The 23099-nt window shown below is 32.3% G+C and carries 17 protein-coding genes; 11 read left to right on the forward strand and 6 right to left on the reverse strand.

Annotation, left to right across the window (positions count from 1 at the left end):
• Positions 1–44: 44 nt before the first annotated feature.
• Positions 45–398, reverse strand: a complete 354-nt coding sequence (gene mscL, locus AC1RRU_RS01325; protein WP_011275851.1) for a large conductance mechanosensitive channel protein MscL — start codon at positions 396–398, stop codon at positions 45–47.
• A gap of 188 nt (positions 399–586) precedes the next feature.
• Between mscL and AC1RRU_RS01330 the strand changes: the two genes are divergently transcribed.
• The 3 genes from AC1RRU_RS01330 to menI all read left to right on the forward strand — a co-directional run bounded on the left by AC1RRU_RS01330 (position 587) and on the right by menI (position 5790).
• A complete protein-coding gene (locus AC1RRU_RS01330; RefSeq protein ID WP_011275850.1) occupies positions 587–2224 on the forward strand; it encodes a BCCT family transporter in 1638 nt (545 codons plus the stop codon).
• A 295-nt stretch (positions 2225–2519) separates the two neighbouring features.
• Positions 2520–5225 carry an aconitate hydratase AcnA gene (gene acnA / locus AC1RRU_RS01335; protein WP_011275849.1) on the forward strand — a complete coding sequence of 902 codons (2706 nt, stop codon included), beginning with the start codon at positions 2520–2522 and terminating at the stop codon, positions 5223–5225.
• A 94-nt stretch (positions 5226–5319) separates the two neighbouring features.
• The gene (gene menI, locus AC1RRU_RS01340; protein WP_011275848.1) at positions 5320–5790 is read left to right on the forward strand and encodes a 1,4-dihydroxy-2-naphthoyl-CoA hydrolase MenI; all 471 of its coding nucleotides are present in this window, start codon (positions 5320–5322) and stop codon (positions 5788–5790) included.
• 248 nt (positions 5791–6038) lie between these two features.
• On the opposite strand, the gene AC1RRU_RS01345 is transcribed toward menI, so the two are convergent.
• A complete protein-coding gene (locus tag AC1RRU_RS01345) occupies positions 6039–6338 on the reverse strand; it encodes a HesB/YadR/YfhF family protein (RefSeq protein ID WP_011275847.1) in 300 nt (99 codons plus the stop codon).
• Positions 6339–6504: 166 nt separating this feature from the next.
• On the reverse strand, positions 6505–7113 hold the full coding sequence (gene plsY / locus AC1RRU_RS01350; protein ID WP_011275846.1) for a glycerol-3-phosphate 1-O-acyltransferase PlsY: 609 nt from the start codon (positions 7111–7113) through the stop codon (positions 6505–6507).
• A 202-nt stretch (positions 7114–7315) separates the two neighbouring features.
• Here plsY and parE point away from each other — a divergent pair, with 202 nt between their 5' ends.
• The 6 genes from parE to mprF all read left to right on the forward strand — a co-directional run bounded on the left by parE (position 7316) and on the right by mprF (position 18472).
• Positions 7316–9316, forward strand: a complete 2001-nt coding sequence (gene parE, locus AC1RRU_RS01355) for a DNA topoisomerase IV subunit B (RefSeq protein ID WP_011275845.1) — start codon at positions 7316–7318, stop codon at positions 9314–9316.
• Positions 9313–11712, forward strand: a complete 2400-nt coding sequence (gene parC, locus AC1RRU_RS01360) for a DNA topoisomerase IV subunit A (RefSeq protein WP_016931080.1) — start codon at positions 9313–9315, stop codon at positions 11710–11712. Before parE ends, parC begins: the two co-directional genes overlap by 4 nt.
• Before the next feature lie 216 nt (positions 11713–11928).
• Positions 11929–13386 carry a glutamine transporter AlsT gene (gene alsT / locus AC1RRU_RS01365; protein WP_011275843.1) on the forward strand — a complete coding sequence of 486 codons (1458 nt, stop codon included), beginning with the start codon at positions 11929–11931 and terminating at the stop codon, positions 13384–13386.
• Between the two features lie 161 nt (positions 13387–13547).
• Positions 13548–14402, forward strand: a complete 855-nt coding sequence (gene glcT / locus AC1RRU_RS01370) for a glucose PTS transporter transcription antiterminator GlcT (protein ID WP_011275842.1) — start codon at positions 13548–13550, stop codon at positions 14400–14402.
• 76 nt (positions 14403–14478) lie between these two features.
• Positions 14479–15708 (forward strand): AI-2E family transporter, encoded by a 1230-nt coding sequence (locus tag AC1RRU_RS01375; protein ID WP_011275841.1) that lies wholly within the window; start codon positions 14479–14481, stop codon positions 15706–15708.
• Positions 15709–15949: 241 nt separating this feature from the next.
• Complete coding sequence (gene mprF / locus AC1RRU_RS01380; RefSeq protein ID WP_493196420.1) at positions 15950–18472, forward strand: bifunctional lysylphosphatidylglycerol flippase/synthetase MprF; 2523 nt, start codon at positions 15950–15952, stop codon at positions 18470–18472.
• Positions 18473–18545: 73 nt separating this feature from the next.
• On the opposite strand, the gene msrA is transcribed toward mprF, so the two are convergent.
• Positions 18546–19052: a peptide-methionine (S)-S-oxide reductase MsrA gene (gene msrA / locus AC1RRU_RS01385; protein ID WP_011275839.1), complete on the reverse strand. Its 507-nt coding sequence runs from the start codon at positions 19050–19052 to the stop codon at positions 18546–18548.
• Positions 19053–19198: 146 nt separating this feature from the next.
• Here msrA and AC1RRU_RS01390 point away from each other — a divergent pair, with 146 nt between their 5' ends.
• Positions 19199–20176, forward strand: coding sequence for an LCP family protein (locus tag AC1RRU_RS01390; protein ID WP_011275838.1), 978 nt, complete (start codon positions 19199–19201; stop codon positions 20174–20176).
• Between the two features lie 87 nt (positions 20177–20263).
• Here the strand turns inward: AC1RRU_RS01390 and thmT are convergent, their stop codons facing one another.
• Positions 20264–20452 carry a 2-hydroxymuconate tautomerase gene (thmT, locus tag AC1RRU_RS01395; RefSeq protein ID WP_011275837.1) on the reverse strand — a complete coding sequence of 63 codons (189 nt, stop codon included), beginning with the start codon at positions 20450–20452 and terminating at the stop codon, positions 20264–20266.
• 152 nt (positions 20453–20604) lie between these two features.
• On the opposite strand from thmT, the gene AC1RRU_RS01400 reads away from it, so the two are divergent.
• Positions 20605–21867, forward strand: a complete 1263-nt coding sequence (locus tag AC1RRU_RS01400) for a Y-family DNA polymerase (protein WP_011275836.1) — start codon at positions 20605–20607, stop codon at positions 21865–21867.
• 73 nt (positions 21868–21940) lie between these two features.
• Here AC1RRU_RS01400 and AC1RRU_RS01405 read toward each other — a convergent pair whose 3' ends face one another.
• The gene (locus AC1RRU_RS01405) at positions 21941–23032 is read right to left on the reverse strand and encodes a prephenate dehydrogenase (protein ID WP_011275835.1); all 1092 of its coding nucleotides are present in this window, start codon (positions 23030–23032) and stop codon (positions 21941–21943) included.
• Positions 23033–23099 lie beyond the last annotated feature (67 nt).

Genomic DNA, 23099 nt, shown 5'->3' on the forward strand with positions numbered 1-23099 from the left:
ATGGCAAAATTAATTCAATATTGTCATACGGTCTTAAAATATGATTATTTAGCTCTTAACAAATCGCGGATTTCTGTTAATAAAACAGTATTTTCTTCGATTTCTTCTTCAGGCTCTTCTTTCTTCACTAAAGTATTTGCGATTTTAACAAATATAAATAATGCGATTGCTACAATTATAAAATCAATAATTGATTGGATAAATAGGCCATATTTAATTCCCCAGAATTCCCAATCTTTAGCAAAATCAACAGAACCGAAAATTTTACCAATTAATGGCATGATAATGTATGTAACTAATGATGTAACAATTTTATTGAATGCTGCACCCATAACTACAGCGATTGCTAAATCTAGCACATTACCTTTAAGAGCAAACTCTTTAAATTCTTTTAACATAATTCAATACCCCTCACATAAGAATAAAATATATTATACAACATATAAATATTTTAGTAAATGTTTAATTTAAAAGAAATTTGATATTGTATAAAGGCTTTGTTATCCTTTAATATAGCGTCTTAAATTACTTCATAGTTATTTCAAACTAATTTTTAAATTTATTATAGGAAAGGAGTAAGTAAATTATGAATTCTTCTTCTGAAGAAACAAAACAAAACAAGAAGTTTTCATCGGTTTTTATTTACAGTGCTATCGTAGTAGCCATTGTTGTATCAATCGGTGCATTTTTACCTGAGCAATTCGGTAAAATTACAGGCGACATCAGTAGTTGGATTACTGAAAAGCTTGGCTGGTATTACATGATTTTGACTACTGTAATAGTGTTCTTTTGTATCTTTTTAATTTTTAGTCCAATCGGTAAACTTAAACTAGGTAAACCTAATGATAAACCTGAATTTAATACTGTTTCATGGTTTGCGATGTTATTTAGTGCTGGTATGGGAATAGGTTTAGTGTTCTACGGTGCAGCTGAACCTATGGCAGATTTTGCTTCACCTCCTAATGCTGATCCTAAAACTACTGAAGCATATACAGAAGCATTACGTTCTACATTTTTCCACTGGGGATTCCATGCTTGGGCTGTATATGGTGTAGTTGCATTAGCTTTAGCTTACGCACAATTTAGAAAAAATGAACCAGGTTTAATTTCACGTACACTACGCCCTATTTTAGGTGACAAAGTGGAAGGACCTATAGGAACAATTATTGACGTTCTTTCAGTATTTGCGACTGTTGTAGGTGTAGCCGTTTCACTTGGTATGGGTGCGTTACAAATTAATGGTGGACTTCATTATTTATTTGGTGTTCCAAATAATGTATGGGTTCAATCTATTATAATTGTCGTAGTTACAATATTATTTCTTGCTAGTGCATGGTCTGGTTTAAGTAAAGGTATTCAATATTTAAGTAACCTAAATATTGGTTTAGGTACTGTTTTAATGATTATTGCTTTAATTATTGGACCTACTGTACTTATTTTAAATATGTTTACTAGTTCAACTGGTAGCTTATTAAATTCATTCTTATTCAACAGTTTTGACACTGCAGCATTAAATGGTCAAAAACGTGAATGGATGTCTTCATGGACCCTTTATTATTGGGGTTGGTGGTTAAGTTGGAGTCCATTCGTAGGTGTATTTATTGCACGTGTGTCTAAAGGACGTTCAATTCGTGAATTTATCTCAGGTGTTTTACTAGTACCAGCAATCGTAAGTTTCTTATGGTTCAGTGTATTTGGTGTGTTAGGTATTGAAACAGGTAAAAAACACCCAGAATTATTTAAAATGACACCTGAAACTCAGTTGTTCGGTGTATTCCACCACGTTCCATTAGGAATGGCATTATCACTTATAGCATTAGTACTAATTGCTTCATTCTTTATCACATCTGCCGATTCAGCTACATTTGTGTTGGGTATGCAAACAACATTTGGTTCTCTTGAACCTTCTAGTGCTGTGAAAGTAACATGGGGTGTTTCTCAATCATTAATCGCATTCATCTTATTACTAGCAGGTGGGGGAAACGGTGCTGACGCATTAAACGCTATTCAAAGTGCGGCAATTATAAGTGCGTTCCCATTCTCCTTTGTAGTTATAATGATGATGATTAGTTTCTATAAAGATGCAAACCAAGAACGTAAATTCTTAGGATTAACACTTCAACCAAACAAACATAGACTTCAAGATTATGTTAAATATCAACAACAAGATTATGAATCTGATATTTTAGAAAAGCGTGAATCAAGAAGAAACGCTGAAAAATAATATGAAGGCATCATAATAACATTATTACCCTTAAGTGCTTTTAAAAGTACTTGAGGTTTTTTTATGAATTTAAAAGAAATCATGTTATATATTAATGAAAATCATTCTCAATTAATAATATTTACTTATAGTGGTAAGCTCATATGATAAGAATAACTTATATACACTGATTATAAATGCGAAAGCTAAATCACGTGAAATGTAGGTATATACAGTTGTTTTGAAAAACATATAATTATACAATTTATTTAAAGGCATATAAATATGAATTTTAATATTCAAGGGGGATATATAAATGACTTCTAACATTAAGCAACAAGCTAAAAAGACATTTGAAGCAAATGGCCAGTCATATACGTACTATGATTTAAAAAGTTTAGAAGAACAAGGTTTAACAAAAATAAGTAAATTACCTTACTCAATTCGTGTTTTATTAGAATCAGTATTAAGACAAGAAGATGAATTTGTCATTACTGATGAACATATTAAAGCGTTGGGTAACTTTGGCAATGAAGGAAATGAAGGTGAAGTACCTTTCAAACCATCTCGTGTTATTCTGCAAGACTTCACAGGTGTTCCTGCGGTTGTTGATTTAGCATCATTACGTAAAGCAATGAACGATGTTGGTGGGGATATTAATAAAATCAACCCAGAAGTGCCAGTTGACTTAGTCATTGACCACTCTGTTCAAGTTGATAGCTATGCTAATCCAGATGCATTAGAAAGAAATATGAAATTAGAATTCGAACGTAACTATGAGCGTTATCAATTTTTAAATTGGGCGACTAAAGCATTTGATAACTATAATGCTGTTCCCCCTGCAACTGGTATTGTTCACCAAGTAAACTTAGAATATCTTGCAAATGTTGTACACGTTCGCGATGTTGATGGAGAACAGACGGCATTTCCTGACACACTTGTAGGAACTGACTCTCATACAACAATGATCAATGGTATTGGTGTATTAGGTTGGGGTGTTGGTGGTATTGAAGCCGAAGCGGGTATGCTAGGACAACCTTCTTACTTCCCAATCCCTGAAGTAATTGGTGTTCGATTAACTAATTCATTACCACAAGGTTCAACAGCTACTGATTTAGCATTACGTGTGACTCAAGAACTACGTAAAAAAGGTGTAGTTGGCAAATTTGTTGAATTCTTCGGTCCTGGTGTAACTGACTTACCATTAGCAGATCGTGCAACAATCGCTAACATGGCGCCTGAATATGGTGCAACTTGTGGTTTCTTCCCAGTTGATGAAGAATCTCTTAAATATATGAGATTAACTGGACGTAAAGAAGAGCATGTTGAATTAGTTAAAGCTTATTTAGAACAAAATAATATGTTCTTCACTGTAGATAAAGAAGACCCTGAATATACAGATGTCATCGACTTAGATTTATCTACTGTTGAAGCTTCATTATCAGGTCCAAAACGTCCACAAGATTTAATTTTCTTAAGTGATATGAAGAAAGAATTTGAAAAATCTGTTACAGCACCTGCTGGTAACCAAGGACATGGACTAGATAAAAGTGAATTTGATAAAAAAGCAAATATCAATTTTGCTGACGGTTCAACTGCAACAATGAAAACAGGTGATATTGCTATTGCAGCAATCACATCATGTACAAATACATCTAACCCTTATGTAATGTTAGGGGCAGGCTTAGTTGCTAAAAAAGCTGTTGAAAAAGGTCTTAAAGTTCCTGAATTTGTTAAAACTTCATTAGCGCCAGGTTCAAAAGTTGTAACTGGATACTTAAGAGATTCAGGTCTTCAAGAATATTTAGATGACTTAGGGTTTAACTTAGTTGGTTACGGCTGTACTACATGTATTGGTAACTCTGGTCCATTATTACCTGAAATCGAAAAAGCAGTGGCTGAAGAAGATTTACTAGTTACATCAGTATTATCTGGTAACCGTAACTTTGAAGGTCGTATCCATCCATTAGTTAAAGCAAACTATTTAGCTTCTCCTCAATTAGTAGTAGCTTATGCATTAGCTGGTACAGTTGATATTGATTTACAAAATGAGCCAATTGGTAAAGGTAAAGATGGTCAAGATGTTTACTTAAACGATATCTGGCCAACTATTCAAGAAGTTGCAGATACTGTAGATAGTGTTGTAACACCTGAACTATTCTTAGAAGAATATAAAAACGTGTATAATAACAATGAAATGTGGAATGAAATTGATGTAACAGATGCACCATTATATGACTTTGATCCTAATTCAACATATATCCAAAATCCATCATTCTTCCAAGGTTTATCAAAAGAGCCTGGTACAATTGAACCACTTAAAGATTTAAGAGTTATGGGTAAATTTGGCGATTCTGTTACGACTGACCATATTTCTCCTGCCGGTGCAATCGGTAAAGACACACCAGCTGGTAAATATTTATTAGATCATGATGTACCTATTAGAAACTTTAACTCTTACGGTTCTCGACGTGGTAACCATGAAGTAATGGTAAGAGGTACATTTGCTAATATTCGTATTAAAAACCAATTAGCCCCAGGTACTGAAGGTGGATTCACTACTTACTGGCCTACAGATGAAGTAATGCCTATATATGATGCAGCTATGAAATATAAAGAAGACGGTACTGGTTTAGCTGTTTTAGCAGGAAACGACTACGGTATGGGTTCTTCTCGTGACTGGGCTGCAAAAGGTACAAACTTATTAGGTGTGAAAACTGTTATCGCTCAAAGCTATGAACGTATTCACCGTTCTAACTTAGTTATGATGGGTGTTTTACCATTACAATTTAAAGATGGTGAATCGGCTGAATCATTAGGATTAGATGGAAAAGAAGCTATTTCTGTTGATATTGACGAAACAGTAAGTCCACGTGATACTGTGAAAGTACATGCTAAAAAAGAAAATGGTGAAGTCGTTGATTTTGAAGCAATTGTACGATTTGATTCACTAGTAGAATTAGATTACTATCGTCATGGTGGTATTTTACAAATGGTTCTAAGAAATAAATTAGCGCAATAATATATGAACTTTGAAGCCATGCTGACTTTATGTTGGCATGGCTTTTTTATGTTAATATGAAATATGAATGATTTTGGAAAAGAGGTACTTAAGAATGATATACAGTATGACTGAAATTGAAGCTAGATATCAAGAAACAGATAAAATGGGTGTGATTTATCATGGTAATTATGCTACATGGTTTGAGGTTGCACGAACAGATTACATCCGAAAGTTGGGTTTTAGTTATGCAGATATGGAAAAAGAGGGCATCATTTCTCCAGTTGTAGACCTTCAAATAAAATATAGAAAATCAATTTTTTATCCTGAAAAAGTGACAATTAAAACATGGGTTGAGCAATATTCGAGACTTAAATCAGTTTATTGTTATGAAGTATATAATGAGAATGGAGAACTTGCTACAACTGGTTCAACTCAATTAATTTGTATGAAATCAAGTAATTTTCGACCAATTAGATTAGACCGTTACTTCCCAGAATGGCATAAGGTTTATAGTCATGTAGATAAATTAAATCAAGATGGAAAAGATTTTGAAGTGACTCAATCAAGCGACCTTGAAATATAGATGATATACAAGACTTATGTGAGAGGAATGTATTCATTTTAACCCAGCTTGCTTTGCTTGAAGAATTTCAGGGCGAAATTCTCTATGTGGGGGCCGACTATCATTTACCTTACCTTTAAAATTTTTATTGTGATTTCAAGCGTTTAGATTTATCACTAATATGTATTAAAAAAACTGAGAAATGCTACATGGGAGCGTCTTCTCAGTTCTTTTATATATGCTTAGTTAAATTCAACGGTTTTTATGACTTACTTCAATTTAGAATAGGCAATTTCATCATCATGATCTACTTTTTCAACGAGGACTTCATTATCCTCAAAATACCATAGATCTTCTTCTGAAACGACTAATATCAAATCATTATAATTTTCTTCGTAACCAATTTCTACATCTTCTCTTGGTTCAACGCGAAAGGCAGGACTGAAACCTTGTTTAAGTTGAAATTCACCACCATAGCGAACGTAAAACTGTAAAACTTTGTTATTTTCAGGTAAGTCTAGTTCATCTTTAAACCATTCTACAGCTTGATCTGTTAGTTTAATTTTCATTACATTATCCTCCTACCTTATTTATCTATTACTTGGATTTTTTTAAAATGGAACTCTTAGAATTATAACATATTCATATTTTGAGATAATCCATAAAATTTCAATGAAGATATAAAAAAGCACTAAGCGAATTGATACGCTTAATGCATTATTATCGGTATTGGATTTACATCCATTTTATTTTTGGCTCTTCGCCTTTAAAAATTCTTACAATATTGGTGCGATGTCTTACTATTAAAATTATTGAAACGAGTAAGCTCATCCCAAATAATATGTAATCTTGTATGATGAGAGAGCCAATAACGCAACAAATTGCTGCAATAATACTTGAGAGTGAAACATATTTAAATATATATAATACTCCAAAGAATATAATTGCCAATATAAGTAGCAAGATAGGATTTACGCCTAAGACAACACCAGCACTTGTAGCTACAGCTTTTCCACCCTTAAATCTAAGATATATTGGATATACATGGCCAAGTATTGCGAATAAACCTACAATTAACCCATGTGTGAAGAACGTGCTAAGCGGTCCATCTGCATGCACTGGAAACCAAATAGGAAAGAACACAGTAATAAATCCTTTAAATATATCTAAAAAGGTTACAATAAATCCTGCTGGTTTACCTAGAACTCGGAAACTATTAGTTGCGCCAGTATTACCACTGCCATATTGTCTAATATCTTTTTTGAAAAAAAGCTTTCCTATAACATATCCATTAGGAATAGCACCAATGAGATAGCTTAATATGAGCATGACTACTATCATCATATAACTTTACACATCCTTTAATAACGTAGCTATATTTTACCATAATCTAATAGATAACAACGACCAATTTTAAAAATTTGTTCTTAACAGGAACTTTAAATAGATTAGTTTTTAACTCACGCTTGCAATTTAGACCAATTTATATAAGAATAACTATTGTATAGTTTTTAAAACGAACGTACGTTTGTAGGAGGCGAACGCATTGGCAACAAAAAATTCAAATCATTACTCAGATGATTCTATTCAAGTATTAGAGGGATTGGAAGCTGTAAGAAAGCGTCCAGGTATGTATATAGGATCTACTGATAAACGAGGACTACATCATTTAGTGTATGAAGTAGTAGATAACTCCGTAGATGAAGTTTTAAACGGATATGGTAATGAAATAAATGTAACAATAAATCAAGATAATAGTATTTCTATTGAAGATAATGGTCGTGGTATGCCTTCAGGAATGCATGCATCAGGTAAACCTACTGTAGAAGTTATTTTCACAGTATTGCACGCCGGTGGTAAATTCGGCCAAGGCGGATATAAAACATCAGGTGGATTGCATGGGGTTGGTGCATCTGTAGTTAACGCATTAAGCGAATGGTTAGAAGTAGAAATACATAGAGACGGGAATATTTACAAGCAAAGCTTTAAAAATGGTGGAGTGCCAGCATCTGGATTAGTTAAATCAGGTAAAACAAAAAAAACAGGAACTAAAGTTACATTTAAACCAGATCCCGAAATATTTAAAGCTACAACTACATTTAATTTTGAAACCTTAAGTGAGAGGTTACAAGAATCTGCCTTCCTATTAAAGAATCTTAAAATAACATTGAAAGATTTACGTAATGGCAAAGAACGTGAAGATGTTTATCATTACGAAGAGGGGATTAAAGAGTTTGTTAGTTATGTAAATGAAGGCAAAGAGGTTCTTCACGACGTAACTATGTTTACAGGTGCTTCAAATGGTATAGAAGTAGATGTCGCTTTTCAATATAATGATCAATATTCAGAGAGTATATTAAGCTTCGTAAATAACGTACGTACCAAAGACGGCGGAACACATGAAGTAGGATTTAAAACTGCAATGACACGTGTGTTCAACGATTACGCAAGAAGAATCAATGAATTGAAAGAAAAAGACAAAAATTTAGACGGTAATGATATCCGTGAAGGTTTAACTGCAGTTATATCAGTTCGCATACCTGAAGAATTGTTACAATTTGAAGGGCAAACTAAATCTAAATTGGGTACTTCAGAAGCTCGTAGTGCTGTTGATTCAGTAGTTTCTGATAAATTGCCATATTATTTAGAAGAAAAAGGTCAACTTTCTAAATCTCTAGTGAAGAAAGCAATTAAAGCACAACAAGCTAGGGAAGCTGCGCGTAAAGCACGTGAAGATGCACGTTCAGGTAAGAAGAATAAACGTAAAGACACTTTATTATCAGGAAAGTTAACACCTGCTCAAAGTAAAAATACTGAGAAAAATGAATTATATCTAGTCGAAGGTGACTCAGCAGGCGGTTCAGCTAAACTTGGAAGAGATAGAAAATTCCAAGCGATTTTACCTTTAAGAGGTAAAGTTATTAATACTGAAAAAGCAAGACTTGAAGATATTTTTAAAAATGAAGAAATTAATACTATCATTCATACAATTGGAGCTGGTGTTGGAAACGACTTTAAAATAGAAGACAGTAATTATAATAGAATTATTATCATGACTGATGCCGACACAGATGGTGCGCATATTCAAGTATTATTATTAACCTTCTTTTTTAAGTATATGAAACCGCTTGTACAAGCTGGTAGAGTATTTATCGCATTGCCGCCATTATATAAACTGGAAAAAGGAAAAGGTAAATCTAAGCAAGTTGAATATGCATGGACTGATGATGAACTTGAAAAACTTCAGAAGAAATTAGGAAAAGGATTTATGTTGCAACGTTATAAAGGTCTAGGTGAAATGAACCCTGAACAGTTATGGGAAACAACTATGAATCCTGAAACTAGAACATTAATTCGTGTTCAAATTGAAGATGAAATGCGTTCATCTAAACGAGTTACAACTTTAATGGGTGATAAAGTTGCGCCACGTCGTGAATGGATTGAAAGTCACGTTGAATTTGGCATGCAAGAAGATCAGAGTATATTAGATAATACTGAAGTACAAGTACTAGAAACTGAAGAATATACTGAGGAGGAAACAAATTGAGTGAGATAATTCAAGATTTATCACTTGAAGATGTGATAGGCGATCGTTTTGGAAGATATAGTAAATATATTATTCAAGAACGTGCATTACCGGATGTTCGTGATGGCTTGAAGCCAGTACAACGAAGAATTCTTTTCGCAATGCATAGTAGTGGGAATACGTATGATAAGAATTTCCGTAAGAGTGCGAAGACAGTCGGTGACGTTATTGGTCAATATCATCCTCATGGCGACTCATCAGTATATGATGCAATGGTGCGCTTAAGTCAAGATTGGAAATTACGTCATGTTTTAATTGAAATGCATGGTAATAACGGTAGTATCGATAATGATCCTCCTGCAGCCATGCGTTATACTGAAGCGAAGTTAAGCCAATTATCGGAAGAACTTGTCAGAGATATTAACAAGGAAACTGTTGCATTTGTTCCAAACTATGATGATACAACTTTAGAACCAATGGTTTTACCAGCAAGGTTTCCTAATTTATTAGTTAATGGTTCAACAGGGATTTCTTCAGGTTATGCGACTGACATCCCACCGCATAATTTAGCAGAGGTAATTCAAGCAACATTGAAATATATCGATAATCCTGATATTACTGTCACTCAACTAATGAAATATATAAAAGGTCCAGATTTCCCTACTGGCGGTATTATTCAAGGCGTGGATGGCATTAAGAAAGCTTATGAGACTGGTAAAGGTAAAATTGTTGTGCGTTCTAAAGTAGATGAAGAAACCCTTCGTAATGGTCGTCAACAACTTATCGTTACTGAGATTCCTTACGAAGTGAATAAAAGTTCACTAGTCAAAAGAATCGATGAGTTAAGAGCAGATAAAAAAGTAGATGGTATTATCGAAGTCCGTGATGAAACTGATCGCACTGGATTACGAATAGCAATCGAACTGAAAAAGGATGTAAATGCAGAAGCTATAAAAAACTATTTATTCAAAAACTCTGATTTACAAATTGCTTATAACTTTAATATGGTTGCAATTAGTGACGGTCGTCCAAAATTAATGGGTATTCGCCAAATTATTGATAGTTACTTAAATCATCAAATTGAAGTTGTGGCAAATCGTACGAAATATGATTTAGATCATGCTGAAAAACGCATGCATATTGTGGAAGGTTTAATGAAAGCACTATCAATATTGGATGAGGTTATCACGTTAATTCGTAACTCTAAAAATAAAAAAGATGCTAAAGACAATTTAGTTGCTGAATTTGAATTTACGGAAGCTCAAGCAGAGGCTATTGTTATGCTTCAACTTTATCGTTTAACTAATACAGATATCGTTGCATTGGAAAATGAACATAATGAGTTAGCTAATTTGATTAAAGAATATCGTCATATACTTGATAATCATGATGCATTGTTACAAGTAATTAAAAGTGAATTGACTGATATTAGAAAACGATTTAAATCTGAGCGTTTATCATCAATTGAAGCGGAAATCGCAGAAATCAAAATTGATAAAGAAGTTATGGTTCCAAGTGAAGATGTTGTTTTAAGTATTACACGTCAAGGATATATTAAACGGACATCTACACGTAGTTTTAATGCCAGTGGTGTCACTGAAGTAGGGCTTAAAGATGGAGACAGTTTACTCAAATATCAAACAGTTAACACGCAAGATACGGTACTTGTTTTTACAAATAAAGGAAGGTATTTATTCATTCCGGTTCATAAATTAGCAGATATCAGATGGAAAGAACTTGGACAGCATGTATCTCAAATTGTTCCCCTAGATGATTATGAAACTGTAGTTGATGTTTACAATGAACAAAGTTTTAAAGATGACGCATTTTATGTACTAGCGACTCGAAATGGAATGATTAAAAAAAGTAACGTTAGCTTATTTAAAACGACTCGTTACAATAAACCATTAGTTGCTATGAAAGTTAAAGATAATGATGAATTAATAAACGTCATTCGATTAAATGAAGATCAACTCATCAGTGTATTAACACATAAAGGTATGTCATTAACGTATTCAAGTGAAGAACTATCTGATACGGGATTACGAGCAGCTGGGGTGAAATCTATCAACTTAAAAGATGAAGATTTTGTCGTTATGACGGATGTTGTAGATAGTGATAGCTCAATTATAATGGCTACTCAAAGAGGTGCTGTAAAACGAATTAGCTATAAGATTTTACAACAAGCTAAAAGAGCACAAAGAGGTATTACATTACTTAAAGAGTTGAAGAAAAATCCGCATCGTGTTGTTGCAGGTTATGTTGTTAAAGATGAAAGTATGTATACTCTATATTCTGAAAGTCACTCTGAAGAAGGACAAATCACTGATATTCATTTATCTGAACAATACACAAATGGGTCATTTGTTGTTGATGTTAAAGAGTTTGGAGACGTCTTAGATATGACAATCGACTAATGGATTATAAAAATTATATTTTCAATTTTAAAGGAAAATGATAAAATTGAACTTGTTATTTTAACCAATTTTAATCTTTCAAGAGATTTATATTGATGTTGTATAACACTCAAACGTAATATGTACTAGTATTATTTTATTGGGTTTATTCAATACAGTATAAATCTCTTGTAGTATATCTTAGGATATTAAATTATTTTAGATGAGAGGGATTTAATGAGTGATTTCGATAATTTAATACCTGGATGGTTTAAAACAATTGTTCAGGTAGGTAATGATTTAATTTGGTCGCAATATTTAATTGGATTGCTATTAACTGTAGGGTTCTTCTTTACTATTAGTTCTAAATTCGTGCAATTACGTATGTTGCCGGAAATGTTTAGAGCTTTAACCGAGAAACCTGAAACATTAAATAGTGGTGAAAAAGGTATATCACCATTCCAAGCATTTGCAATTAGTGCTGGTTCCCGTGTAGGTACTGGTAATATTGCAGGTGTAGCTACGGCAATTGTACTAGGTGGTCCTGGTGCAGTATTTTGGATGTGGGTAATTGCTTTTATCGGTGCTGCAAGTGCATTTATGGAGGCAACTTTAGCTCAAATTTATAAAGTTCATGACAAAGAAGGTGGATTCCGAGGGGGCCCAGCATATTACATAACTAAAGGTTTGAACCAAAAATGGTTAGGTATCTTATTCTCAATATTAATTACTATAACATTTGCGTTTGTATTTAATACTGTTCAATCTAATACGATTGCAGAATCATTAAATACACAGTACAACGTAAGTCCAGTTGTAACAGGTATTATTTTAGCTGTTATTACTGCAGCAATCATTTTTGGTGGTGTCCGCAGTATCGCGACATTATCTTCATTGATTGTTCCAATCATGGCTATTATTTATATCGGTATGGTTTTAGTTATCTTATTATTAAATATCGATCAAATTGTTCCGATGATTGGCACAATCATTAAGAGTGCATTTGGTTTCGAGCAAGTTACAGGAGGCGCTGTAGGTGCAGCGATTCTTCAAGGTATTAAACGTGGTCTATTCTCTAACGAGGCTGGTATGGGTTCTGCGCCAAACGCAGCAGCAACAGCGGCAGTGCCACATCCAGTTAAACAAGGTTTAATTCAATCACTTGGTGTATTTTTCGATACAATGTTAGTTTGTACAGCCACAGCGATTATGATTCTTTTATATTCAGGATTAAAATTTGGAGAAAATGCACCTCAAGGTGTTCAAGTTACACAATCAGCATTAAATGAACATTTAGGTTCAGCTGGAGGTATCTTCTTAACAATCGCAATTACGCTATTTGCATTTTCTTCTGTTGTTGGTAACTATTATTATGGTCAATCTAACATAGAGTTCTTATCTAAAAACAAAGTAGTTATGTTTGTTTTTAGATGTTTAGTTGTCTTATTAGTATTTGTTGGATCAGTAGTAAAAACTGAAACTGTATGGAGTACTGCCGATTTATTCATGGGATTAATGGCAATTGTTAACTTGATTTCTATAATTGGTCTTTCAAATATAGCGATAGCTGTAATGAAAGATTACCAAAAACAACGTAAAGCTGGTATGAAACCTGTGTTTAAACCAGAGAATCTTGAAATTAACTTATTTGGTATTGAAACTTGGGGTAGAGAAAATCAACTACCTAAAAAATAATCACTTAAGTGATTGATTAAAATAGAATTTATTCATACTCCTTTCAATGTGTTGAAACTCTCATTCAAAACGTTGAAAGGAGTTTTTACATTAAGTTAGAAATCTTTTCATTTTTAATAAATAGATTTATAATTCATATATTACAGAGAAAGGTGATTATGATGGGTGAGTATACCATTTCTAAAGCTTTAAATAATAACGTCATCATATGCACTTATAATAATCAAGAGGTCATTCTCATTGGAAAAGGTATTGGCTTTAATAAAAAGGCTGGAATGACCCTAGATGAAAGTGCTTCAATAGAAAAGGTTTATAAATTAGAGCAAAAACAACAACAAGAATATTACAAATCTTTAGTTGAAATTGCCGATGAAGATGTTCTACAAGCGATTATTGAATCAGTCAATTTTATTACAAGTACAACTCATACTACAGATGATAAAAACCTTGTTGTTGCATTGACTGATCATATTATATTTGCATATAAAAGATTAAAACAAAATCAAATTATTAGTAATCCATTTGCTATCGAAACCAAACATTTATATAGTGATGCGTATGCTATTGCAAGTCAAGTTATTGATAAATTGAATCAACGACTAGATGTTAAGTTCCCACCTGATGAAATTGGATTTATTGCATTACACATTGCTTCAAACACAGAGGATTTAACGATACATGAGATGTCTTTGATCAATAAATTGATTAGTAAAAGTATACTTATTATTGAAAATGATTTAAATCATGAAATCGATAATCATACGGTTCAATATCAACGTTTTATAAGACATATTCAATTTTTAATTCGACGACTTAATAAAAAAGAATATATATATGCTCAAGATGTTTTTATAGATATGGTTAAAAATCATTACCCAAATGCATATAATACTGCTTTTAAAATTTCAAAAATGATTCAAAAGCACTTGAATATTCCTATCGATGATTCCGAAATTGTGTATCTTGCTTTACATATTTATCATTTTGAAAATCAAATAAGTTCATCGCATAACTAAGGAACACTTAATTATTTTTGTGTTATGATGTAAAATAGCTATAGTTTTAATAGTAAGTTAAGGTATGGTGAAAAACATGGCAATTGAAAATAAGCAAGTTGAAGAAAAAAACGCAAAAAAATTTAGTTTTACAGAAACGCGTTTTATGAAATTCTTAGGCGGTAAAGATTTATTATTTGCTTTGCTTTCATTAGTGCTCATAGGTATTGTAATATTTATATTTGATAAAATTTCTTATGTTTTTGAACCATTTATCATCATATTTAATACAATTGTAGCACCAATTATTTTATCGCTTATTTTATTCTATCTTATTAATCCAGTGATTAATTTGATGGAGAGATATAATATTCCAAGATTACTAGGAATCATTATTGTATTTTTAGCTATTGTTGGTGGAGCGACATTAATTATTAATTTATTAATTCCGCTTATTGGAGATCAAATCACACGTTTAGCTAACAACTTCCCTAAATATGTAGATAAATTTAATAACGCTATAGATCAAGTCACACATTTTTCTTTCTTATCATCATTTTATACTCAAATACAAGATTGGTTAGACTCAGTTTCCAATAAGATACCTTCTATGGTTTCGAGTTATTTTGATGGATTTGGAACTAAAATTAGAAGTTTTGCAGAAGCTATTGTTAATGTAGGTGTAGTTCTTGTCACAACACCTTTTGTATTATTCTTCATGTTAAAAGATGGTCACAAATTTAAAGAGTATTCAACGAAGATTATGCCACCTAAATTTAGAAAAGATTACCATGATTTAATGGAAAAAATGAGTGTACAAGTTGGATCATATATCCAAGGTCAAATTATTGTTTCATTTTGTATTGGTATCTTACTCTTTATAGGTTATTCAATTATTGGTCTTGATTACGGTCTTGTACTTGCTTGTATAGCTGCTGTTACAAGTGTTGTACCTTATCTAGGACCAACGATTGCTATTTCACCAGCCATCATCATAGCGATTATTACATCGCCTTTCATGTTATTGAAATTAATTGTAGTATGGACGCTTGTTCAATTTATTGAAGGACATTTCATTTCACCTAATGTTATGGGTAAAACATTGAAAATTCATCCTTTAACGATTATTTTCATCTTATTGAGTGCTGGTAATTTATTAGGTATTGTTGGTGTTATTTTAGGTATTCCTGGTTATGCAATACTTAAAGTATTAGTCTCACACCTATTCTTATTATTTAAACGTCGTTATAACAAGTATTATGGTGATGATTCAGGAGAATATGAAATTAAAAAAGAAGAAACTAAAGAATGTACTCAATCTGAATAAACTCTAAAAGAGTATTAAGTGTTAAAGCCAGTTTATCTAGCTTTCTCAGTTTTAGTTACCTAGCGGGAATGAGATAATGAATTCATTTTTGGATTCTGTCTCGTTCCCGTCTTTTTTAAGAAAGTATTTAATCTTACACACATTACAATACTGTTAGTATGAGTTATACATATTCATATGTTCATTCAAATGAAGGTATGATATATTTTTAAATAATCGTAGGTAAAGGTAGAGGTATGACATGACTGAAGAACTTAAGAATAGATTATTATCAATACTCAAATTTGTTTTTGCTGCAGTTTTATTTATAGCAGTTGTTGCAACGCTATATCATGAATTAGCACACATTAATTTTAAACAAACACTTGAAGCATTTAGCAAAATTAATCGTTGGTATCTAGTTGGCTTATTCATTTGCGGTGGTTCAGCTATGATTTTACTAAGTTTGTATGATCTTATCTTAGTAAAAGGGTTAAAACTTGATATACCACTTATTAGGGTTTTTAAAATCAGCTATATCATTAATGCACTTAATGCCATTGTTGGCTTTGGTGGATTTATAGGGGCTGGTTTTAGAGCATTTATTTATAAAAATTATACAACTGATAGAAAAAAATTAGTTCATGCCATTTCAATCATACTGATTTCTATGTTAATGGGTTTGAGTCTTTTATCAATCCTTGTCGTGTTACATATCTTTGATGCTTCCCATATAATAAATAAAGTAAGTTGGGTTCGATGGATTTTATATGTTGTTGCATTATTTTTACCTTTATTTATTGCCTATACCATGATTAACCCTATTGATCGTAACAATAAATATTTAGGTGTTTATTGCACATTAGTATCAAGTTTTGAGTGGCTGGCAGCTGCGACAGTACTCTATTTATCAACAGTTATTGTAGATATTAACATAGCATTCACGACTGTTATCGGTATATTCATCATTGCTGCTCTTTCTGGATTGGTTAGTTTCATACCAGGTGGCTTCGGTGCTTTCGATTTAGTTGTATTATTAGGTCTTAAGTCTTTAGGCGTTCCTGAAGAAAAAGTATTATTAGCGTTATTATTATATCGTTTCGCTTATTACTTTGTACCAGTTATTATTGCACTTATTTTATCTACATTTGAGTTTGGATCATCTGCGCGAAAATACTTCGAAGAATCTAAATATTTTGTACCTGCAAGAGATGTAACATCTTTTTTATTCTCTTATCAAAAAGATATTATTGCCAAGATTCCATCATTTGCCTTAGCTACGTTAGTACTAATAACAAGTTTTGTTTTCTTTATTAATAACATTACAATTGTTTATGATGGTTTATACGATGATCATCATTTCGCATATTATATTATGTTATCTGTACATACAAGTGCTTGCTTATTATTACTTATCAATGTTAGAGGTGTATTTAAACAAAGCCGACGTGCTATTTTGTTTGTAATGATTTCACTTGTTTTAATATTTAGTGCAACAATATATACTTATGCATCTTTAATTCTTTTATCATGGATTTTATTAATATTTATATTACTTATTCTCGCTTATCGTCGTTCTAAAGTGATGAAACGACCATTCAGATTAAAACGTTTAATTTTTACAATTATTTTAAGTATGCTGGTATTGTATGTTAATCATTTTATAATTTCAGAAACTTTATATGCACTTGATATTTACCACATTGAAATGGATACTTCTTTATTGAAATATTATTTCTGGTTAACTATTCTTGTCGTAGTCATACTTGTAGGTATCGTCGCATGGTTATTGGGGTCTAGATACACTAGACCACATCAATTAGAAGATTTATCGAGATGTAAATCAATTATTGAAACGTATGGTGGCAATTATTTAAGTCATTTAATCTATAGTGGAGATAAAGATGTCTTTATGCATGAAGCGCAACAAGCTTTTTTAATGTATCGCTACAAAGGTAACGCTCTTGTTGTGTTAGGAGATCCAATCGGTGATACGAAGACGTTTCAGTCTTTACTTATTGATTTTTATAACTACGGTGAAAAGTTAGGCTATGACATTATATTCTATCAAGTGTCAGATCGCTTTATGCCGCTATATCATAATTTTGGTAATCAGTTTTTCAAACTTGGTGAAGAGGCCATTATAGATTTAACTCAATTTACGACATCAGGAAAGAAACGTCGTGGTTTCCGAGCAACACTTAATAAATTTGATGATTTAAATATTCAATTTGAAATTTTAGAGCCACCTTTTTCGAAAGATCTCATTTTTCAATTAAAACAAGTTAGTAATCAATGGCTAGATGGACGTAATGAAATGCATTTTTCAGTAGGTCAATTTACAGAAGAGTATTTACAACAAGCACCTATTGGAATAATGAAGAATGAGGAAGGTAAAGTCATTGCGTTTTGCACTTTAATGCCTACTTATTATAATGAAGCTATTTCAGTAGATTTAATTCGTTGGTTACCTGATTTAGATTTACCTTTAATGGATGGCCTATATCTACATATGTTACTTTGGGGTAAAGATAAAGGCTATAAAGCATTTAACATGGGTATGGCAACTTTATCAAATGTAGGTCAATTAAATTATTCTTACCCACGAGAGCGTGTAGCTGGGCGTGTGTTTGAACACTTCAATGGTCTATATCGCTTTCAAGGACTACGTAAGTATAAAGAAAAATATAGTCCAAATTGGGAACCAAGATTTTTGGTTTATAGAAAAGATAGTTCACTATGGTATAGTATGTTAAAAGTAATGAGAGTTATTCGTCATAAATAATTGTTAAAAAAAGGCATCCAACAAGTGAATGGGTGATAATCACTTTGAAGGGTGCCTTTGATTATTTAAAACTTTAATTGGATTTATAATTTGCTCGGTCTTGTTGTTCTTGAGCATAACGCTCAGGGTTCTTTTTGTAAAAATCTTGATGATATTCTTCTGCTTTGTAAAAAGTTGAAGCGGGTAATATTTTAGTCGCTATTGCTTTTTCTGAATGAATTGTTTGCTCGAGTTGGTGAACGTATTGCTCAGCAAGTCTTTTTTGATCCTCATTCGTGTAGAATATAGCTGTTCTATATTGTGAACCTCTATCTTGAAACTGGCCACCATCATCAATGGGATCAATAACCGAGAAAAATACTTCTAATAATTTATTATAAGAAAACAATGCAACATCATATTCAATTTTTACAGTTTCATAATGTCCTGTGGTCCCACTTTTCACATCTTCATAAGTAGGGTTGTGAGTTGAACCACCCATATAGCCAGATGTTACTGTTTCTATACCATCGAATTGATCGAAAGGTTTGGTCATACACCAGAAACACCCACCAGCAAAATATGCTGTATTAATATTCATTTATGCCATCCTTTCATTGGACCTTAGTACCATTTATTTAAAAATCGCTTGATTTTTCAAAGCAACTTCTATAATTTAATTATATATAATTATAGTACATAGATATACAATTTTGAAGATTTTTACTAGACGTAAGGTAGGTAAATATGACAGAAGAGAAGGATAAGACAGTATACAGACGACAAGCAGACGCGCAGACACCTTCTAAACGACGGAATAAGAAAAAGCTACGTAAATTACCTTTTATCATTTTGATTATATTGATATTGCTAATCGCAGCTATTATCTATATTGTCCATGGTTATCGTAGTGGTGTTAATTACGCTGAGAAACATGCAAAAGATATCAAAGTACATAAGTTTAATGGACCAGTAAAAAATGACGGTAAGATTTCTGTACTTGTGTTAGGTGCTGACAAAGCTAGCGGTGGTAAGTCGCGTTCAGATTCCATCATGGTAGTTCAATATGATTATATTCATAAGAAAATGAAAATGATGTCAGTGATGCGTGATATTTATGCGGAAATACCTGGATATCAGAATTATAAAATTAATGCAGCCTATTCACTTGGCGGACCTGAACTTCTTAGAAAGACTTTAAATAAGAATTTAGGTATTAATCCTGAATATTATGCAGTCATTGATTTTACGGGCTTTGAAAAGATGATTGATGAATTAGAACCTAACGGCGTTCCTATGGACGTAGAAAAAGATATGTCTGAAAATATTGGCGTATCTCTTAAAAAAGGTCATCATCGTTTAAACGGTAAAGAATTACTTGGATATGCGAGATTTAGACATGATGAGGAAGGAGATTTTGGGCGAGTTAGACGTCAACAACAAGTTATGCAGACGTTGAAAAAAGAGTTAGTTACACCTAGCTCAGTAATAAAATTGCCTAAAGTAGCTGGTATATTAAGGGGCTATATTAATACAAGTATGCCAAATTCAGCTATCTTCCAAACAGGTATTAGTTACGGTATAAGAGGAGATAAGAACGTAGAATCTCTTACGGTTCCAATTAATAATTCGTACCAGAATATTAATACAAATAACGATGGCAGTGCCTTAGAGATTGATAAGGAGAAAAATAAAAAAGCTGTCAAAGAATTTCTAAATAACTAAAACGTAAAAGAGCGCACTCGATTGGGTGCACTCTTTTTTACGACTTTAATAAACACCATAATATTATTATGTAAACTAATTAAAGTTTTATTCTGCGTCTGATTTTCTAACTCCTGCAACGCCATAGTGATTTTTTTGCATTTCTTCAATAATCACATGAATTGCCTCTCTATTAGCTCCAGTAGTTTTTTCAACTGCATTTGTTACTTCTGTTACTAAATTTTTTAATTGTTCATCTGAGCGTCCTTCTAACAATTTAACATTGATGATTGGCATCTTATTTCCTCCTTGAATTAGTAATTTCATCCATAGTATAGCATGTTTTAGGACAGTACTCCAAAACAAAATAAAGAACATTAGTTCTTATTTTTATTGAAACAGAACAAATGTTCGTATATAATAAAAATGACTAAGGGAGGTATCTTGGCATGTATGATTATAATTTATTGGAAGAAAGAGACATATTATGTATCGATCAAAAGAGTTTTTTTGCTAGTGTATCATGTATCCAAAAGGGATTGAATCCTCTAGAAACAAAGTTAGCAGTAGTTGCAGACACTAAAAGACAAGGATCGGTTGTTTTAGCAGCTACACCTAAATTAAAAGAAATTGGTATCAAAACAGGGTCAAGACTATTCGAGATTCCGCATCGTAATGATATTTATATTATCAATCCTAGCATGAGAAAATATTTAGAAGTTTCAATAGCAATTTCTAAAATTGCGCTTAAATATGTACCGGGAGAAGATTTACATCAATACAGTATAGATGAATTCTTTTTAGATGTGACTGATAGCTATCATCGATTTAACTCTACTGTACAATCATTTGCAGAAAGATTACAAAAGGAAATAGAAGATAAAACAGGGATATATTGCACTATTGGTATAGGATCAAACATGTTATTAAGTAAGGTCGCAATGGATATTGAAGCAAAACATACATCCAACGGTATTACAGAATGGAGATATCATGATGTCCCACAAAAAATGTGGAAAATTACGCCATTACGTGATTTTTGGGGCATTAACAAGAAAACAGAAGCAAAGCTCAATAAGAAAGGGATTGTAACTGTTGGAGATTTAGCTCAATATCCATACAGATTTCTTAAAAGAGATTTTGGTGTATTAGGGATAGATATGCATTTACATGCTAATGGTATTGATCAAAGTAAATTGAGAGAAAAATATAATGTTACTAATCCATCCATATGTAAAAGCCAAATACTGATGAGAGATTATCGGTTTGAGGAATCGAAAATTGTAATGCAAGAATTGATAGAAGACGTTGCTAGTAGAATAAGAGCACGTAAACAATTGGCAAGAACAATTCACTTTTCATTTGGTTATACAGAAGGCGGTGGTGTTCATAAGCAATATACACTAACAGATGCGACAAACTTAGAACGCGACATCTATAAAGTAGTTAATTATTATGCGAATCAATTGTGTGATAAGAATGCACTGTATCGAACATTGAGCGTATCATTGACACAACTTATTAATGAGGAAGACCGCCAGCTTAACTTATTTATAGACGAATATGAAAGAAGAAGAGATGAAAAGCTAGCTAAAACCATTGATTACTTACAAAACAAATATGGTAAGGGAATCGTATCTAAAGCGATATCTTACACTGATGCTGGAACAAAGCATGGTCGCTTGGGCTTAATGGCAGGGCATAAAATGTAAAATATATCCTCCTATCAATGAAATGCGCATTTAAAAGAAATCGAGCGCACTTCATTGTATTAGGAGGACATTATTATAGAATGTATGTTTCAAAATCACTGAGCGCCTTAATGCCTCGTTCACGATCTTCAGGAGTTTTAAAGCTAATTTGCAAAGCACCTAAAATATCTTCACGAATTTCAAGGATTTTTAAGTTACTTATAGAAATATTATGTAAACTCAAAATGGAAGTTACTTTGCTAATCATACCTGATTTATCTGGAATATCTACATAGAGATCATACGCAATACTCAGTGCACCTTGTTGTTTAACGGGAAGTTGATCCCTAAACTTTTTAGCACCTGAAAAGAAACTATGGACTTCATTAGTATCATTTAAACGAATATGGGATGAAATTGAATCTAATTGTTGTTGCAACATTTCTAATAGGTGTAATATATTTTCTTGATTGCTAAACGTAATATCTCTCCACATATCTGCGTTACTACTAGCTATACGTGTGACATCTCTAAAGCCACCAGCTGCTAATTGTGTTACTAGAGTATGATTCTTTGAGTTTGTTTCACTCAAATGAACTAAGCTTGAAGCGATGATATGGGGAATATGACTCACAACTCCAGTAACATAATCGTGCTCTTGTGCTGATGTTGTTATAAATTTTGCAGATGTAGTTGATAACAATGTTTGTAACTTTTTAGCCGATTCAGCATTACGTGCATCATCATAAACGAGAATGTAATAAGCATTTTCGAATAAATGTTTTTTTGAATTTAGAACGCCAGATTTATGACTTCCAGCCATAGGATGGCCACCTACAAGATGAATGTCGTTGTTTAAGAGAAACTTTTCATAGCTTTGAATATTAGATTTAGTGCTACCAGTATCAGTTACAATTAAATGAGATTGTGTTTGATAATTAGGTAATTCTTTTAAGTATAATTCAGTTTGTTGTACTGGAGTAGCGTAAATGATAATATCTGCATTTTTTACGCCTTCACTATAGTCCTCAATTTTTTTATCAATTATTCCTATTGATAATGCTTTTTCAAGTTGATCTTTATCAGCGTCGAATGCTGATATTGTAAGATTAGGTTGATAATATTTTAAATTGCTAGCTAAACTGCCACCAATCAAACCGAGTCCTATAAATAAAATATTTTTCATGATGAATCACCTTATTTCAAAATTTTCAGAATATGTACATTGTAAGGTAGAGTGTGCAGATAAACAA

The organism is Staphylococcus sp. GW821-FHT11H10, assembly GCF_058807855.1.

What these genes read in the sequence shown, in the direction of transcription:
- mscL (WP_011275851.1), bottom strand. Translation starts at nt 398, where the DNA reads ATGTTAAAAGAATTTAAAGAGTTTGCTCTTAAAGGTAATGTGCTAGAT.
- AC1RRU_RS01330 (WP_011275850.1), top strand. Translation starts at nt 587, where the DNA reads ATGAATTCTTCTTCTGAAGAAACAAAACAAAACAAGAAGTTTTCATCG.
- acnA (WP_011275849.1), top strand. Translation starts at nt 2,520, where the DNA reads ATGACTTCTAACATTAAGCAACAAGCTAAAAAGACATTTGAAGCAAAT.
- menI (WP_011275848.1), top strand. Translation starts at nt 5,320, where the DNA reads ATGATATACAGTATGACTGAAATTGAAGCTAGATATCAAGAAACAGAT.
- AC1RRU_RS01345 (WP_011275847.1), bottom strand. Translation starts at nt 6,338, where the DNA reads ATGAAAATTAAACTAACAGATCAAGCTGTAGAATGGTTTAAAGATGAA.
- plsY (WP_011275846.1), bottom strand. Translation starts at nt 7,113, where the DNA reads ATGATGATAGTAGTCATGCTCATATTAAGCTATCTCATTGGTGCTATT.
- alsT (WP_011275843.1), top strand. Translation starts at nt 11,929, where the DNA reads ATGAGTGATTTCGATAATTTAATACCTGGATGGTTTAAAACAATTGTT.
- glcT (WP_011275842.1), top strand. Translation starts at nt 13,548, where the DNA reads ATGGGTGAGTATACCATTTCTAAAGCTTTAAATAATAACGTCATCATA.
- AC1RRU_RS01375 (WP_011275841.1), top strand. Translation starts at nt 14,479, where the DNA reads ATGGCAATTGAAAATAAGCAAGTTGAAGAAAAAAACGCAAAAAAATTT.
- mprF (WP_493196420.1), top strand. Translation starts at nt 15,950, where the DNA reads ATGACTGAAGAACTTAAGAATAGATTATTATCAATACTCAAATTTGTT.
- msrA (WP_011275839.1), bottom strand. Translation starts at nt 19,052, where the DNA reads ATGAATATTAATACAGCATATTTTGCTGGTGGGTGTTTCTGGTGTATG.
- AC1RRU_RS01390 (WP_011275838.1), top strand. Translation starts at nt 19,199, where the DNA reads ATGACAGAAGAGAAGGATAAGACAGTATACAGACGACAAGCAGACGCG.
- thmT (WP_011275837.1), bottom strand. Translation starts at nt 20,452, where the DNA reads ATGCCAATCATCAATGTTAAATTGTTAGAAGGACGCTCAGATGAACAA.
- AC1RRU_RS01400 (WP_011275836.1), top strand. Translation starts at nt 20,605, where the DNA reads ATGTATGATTATAATTTATTGGAAGAAAGAGACATATTATGTATCGAT.
- AC1RRU_RS01405 (WP_011275835.1), bottom strand. Translation starts at nt 23,032, where the DNA reads ATGAAAAATATTTTATTTATAGGACTCGGTTTGATTGGTGGCAGTTTA.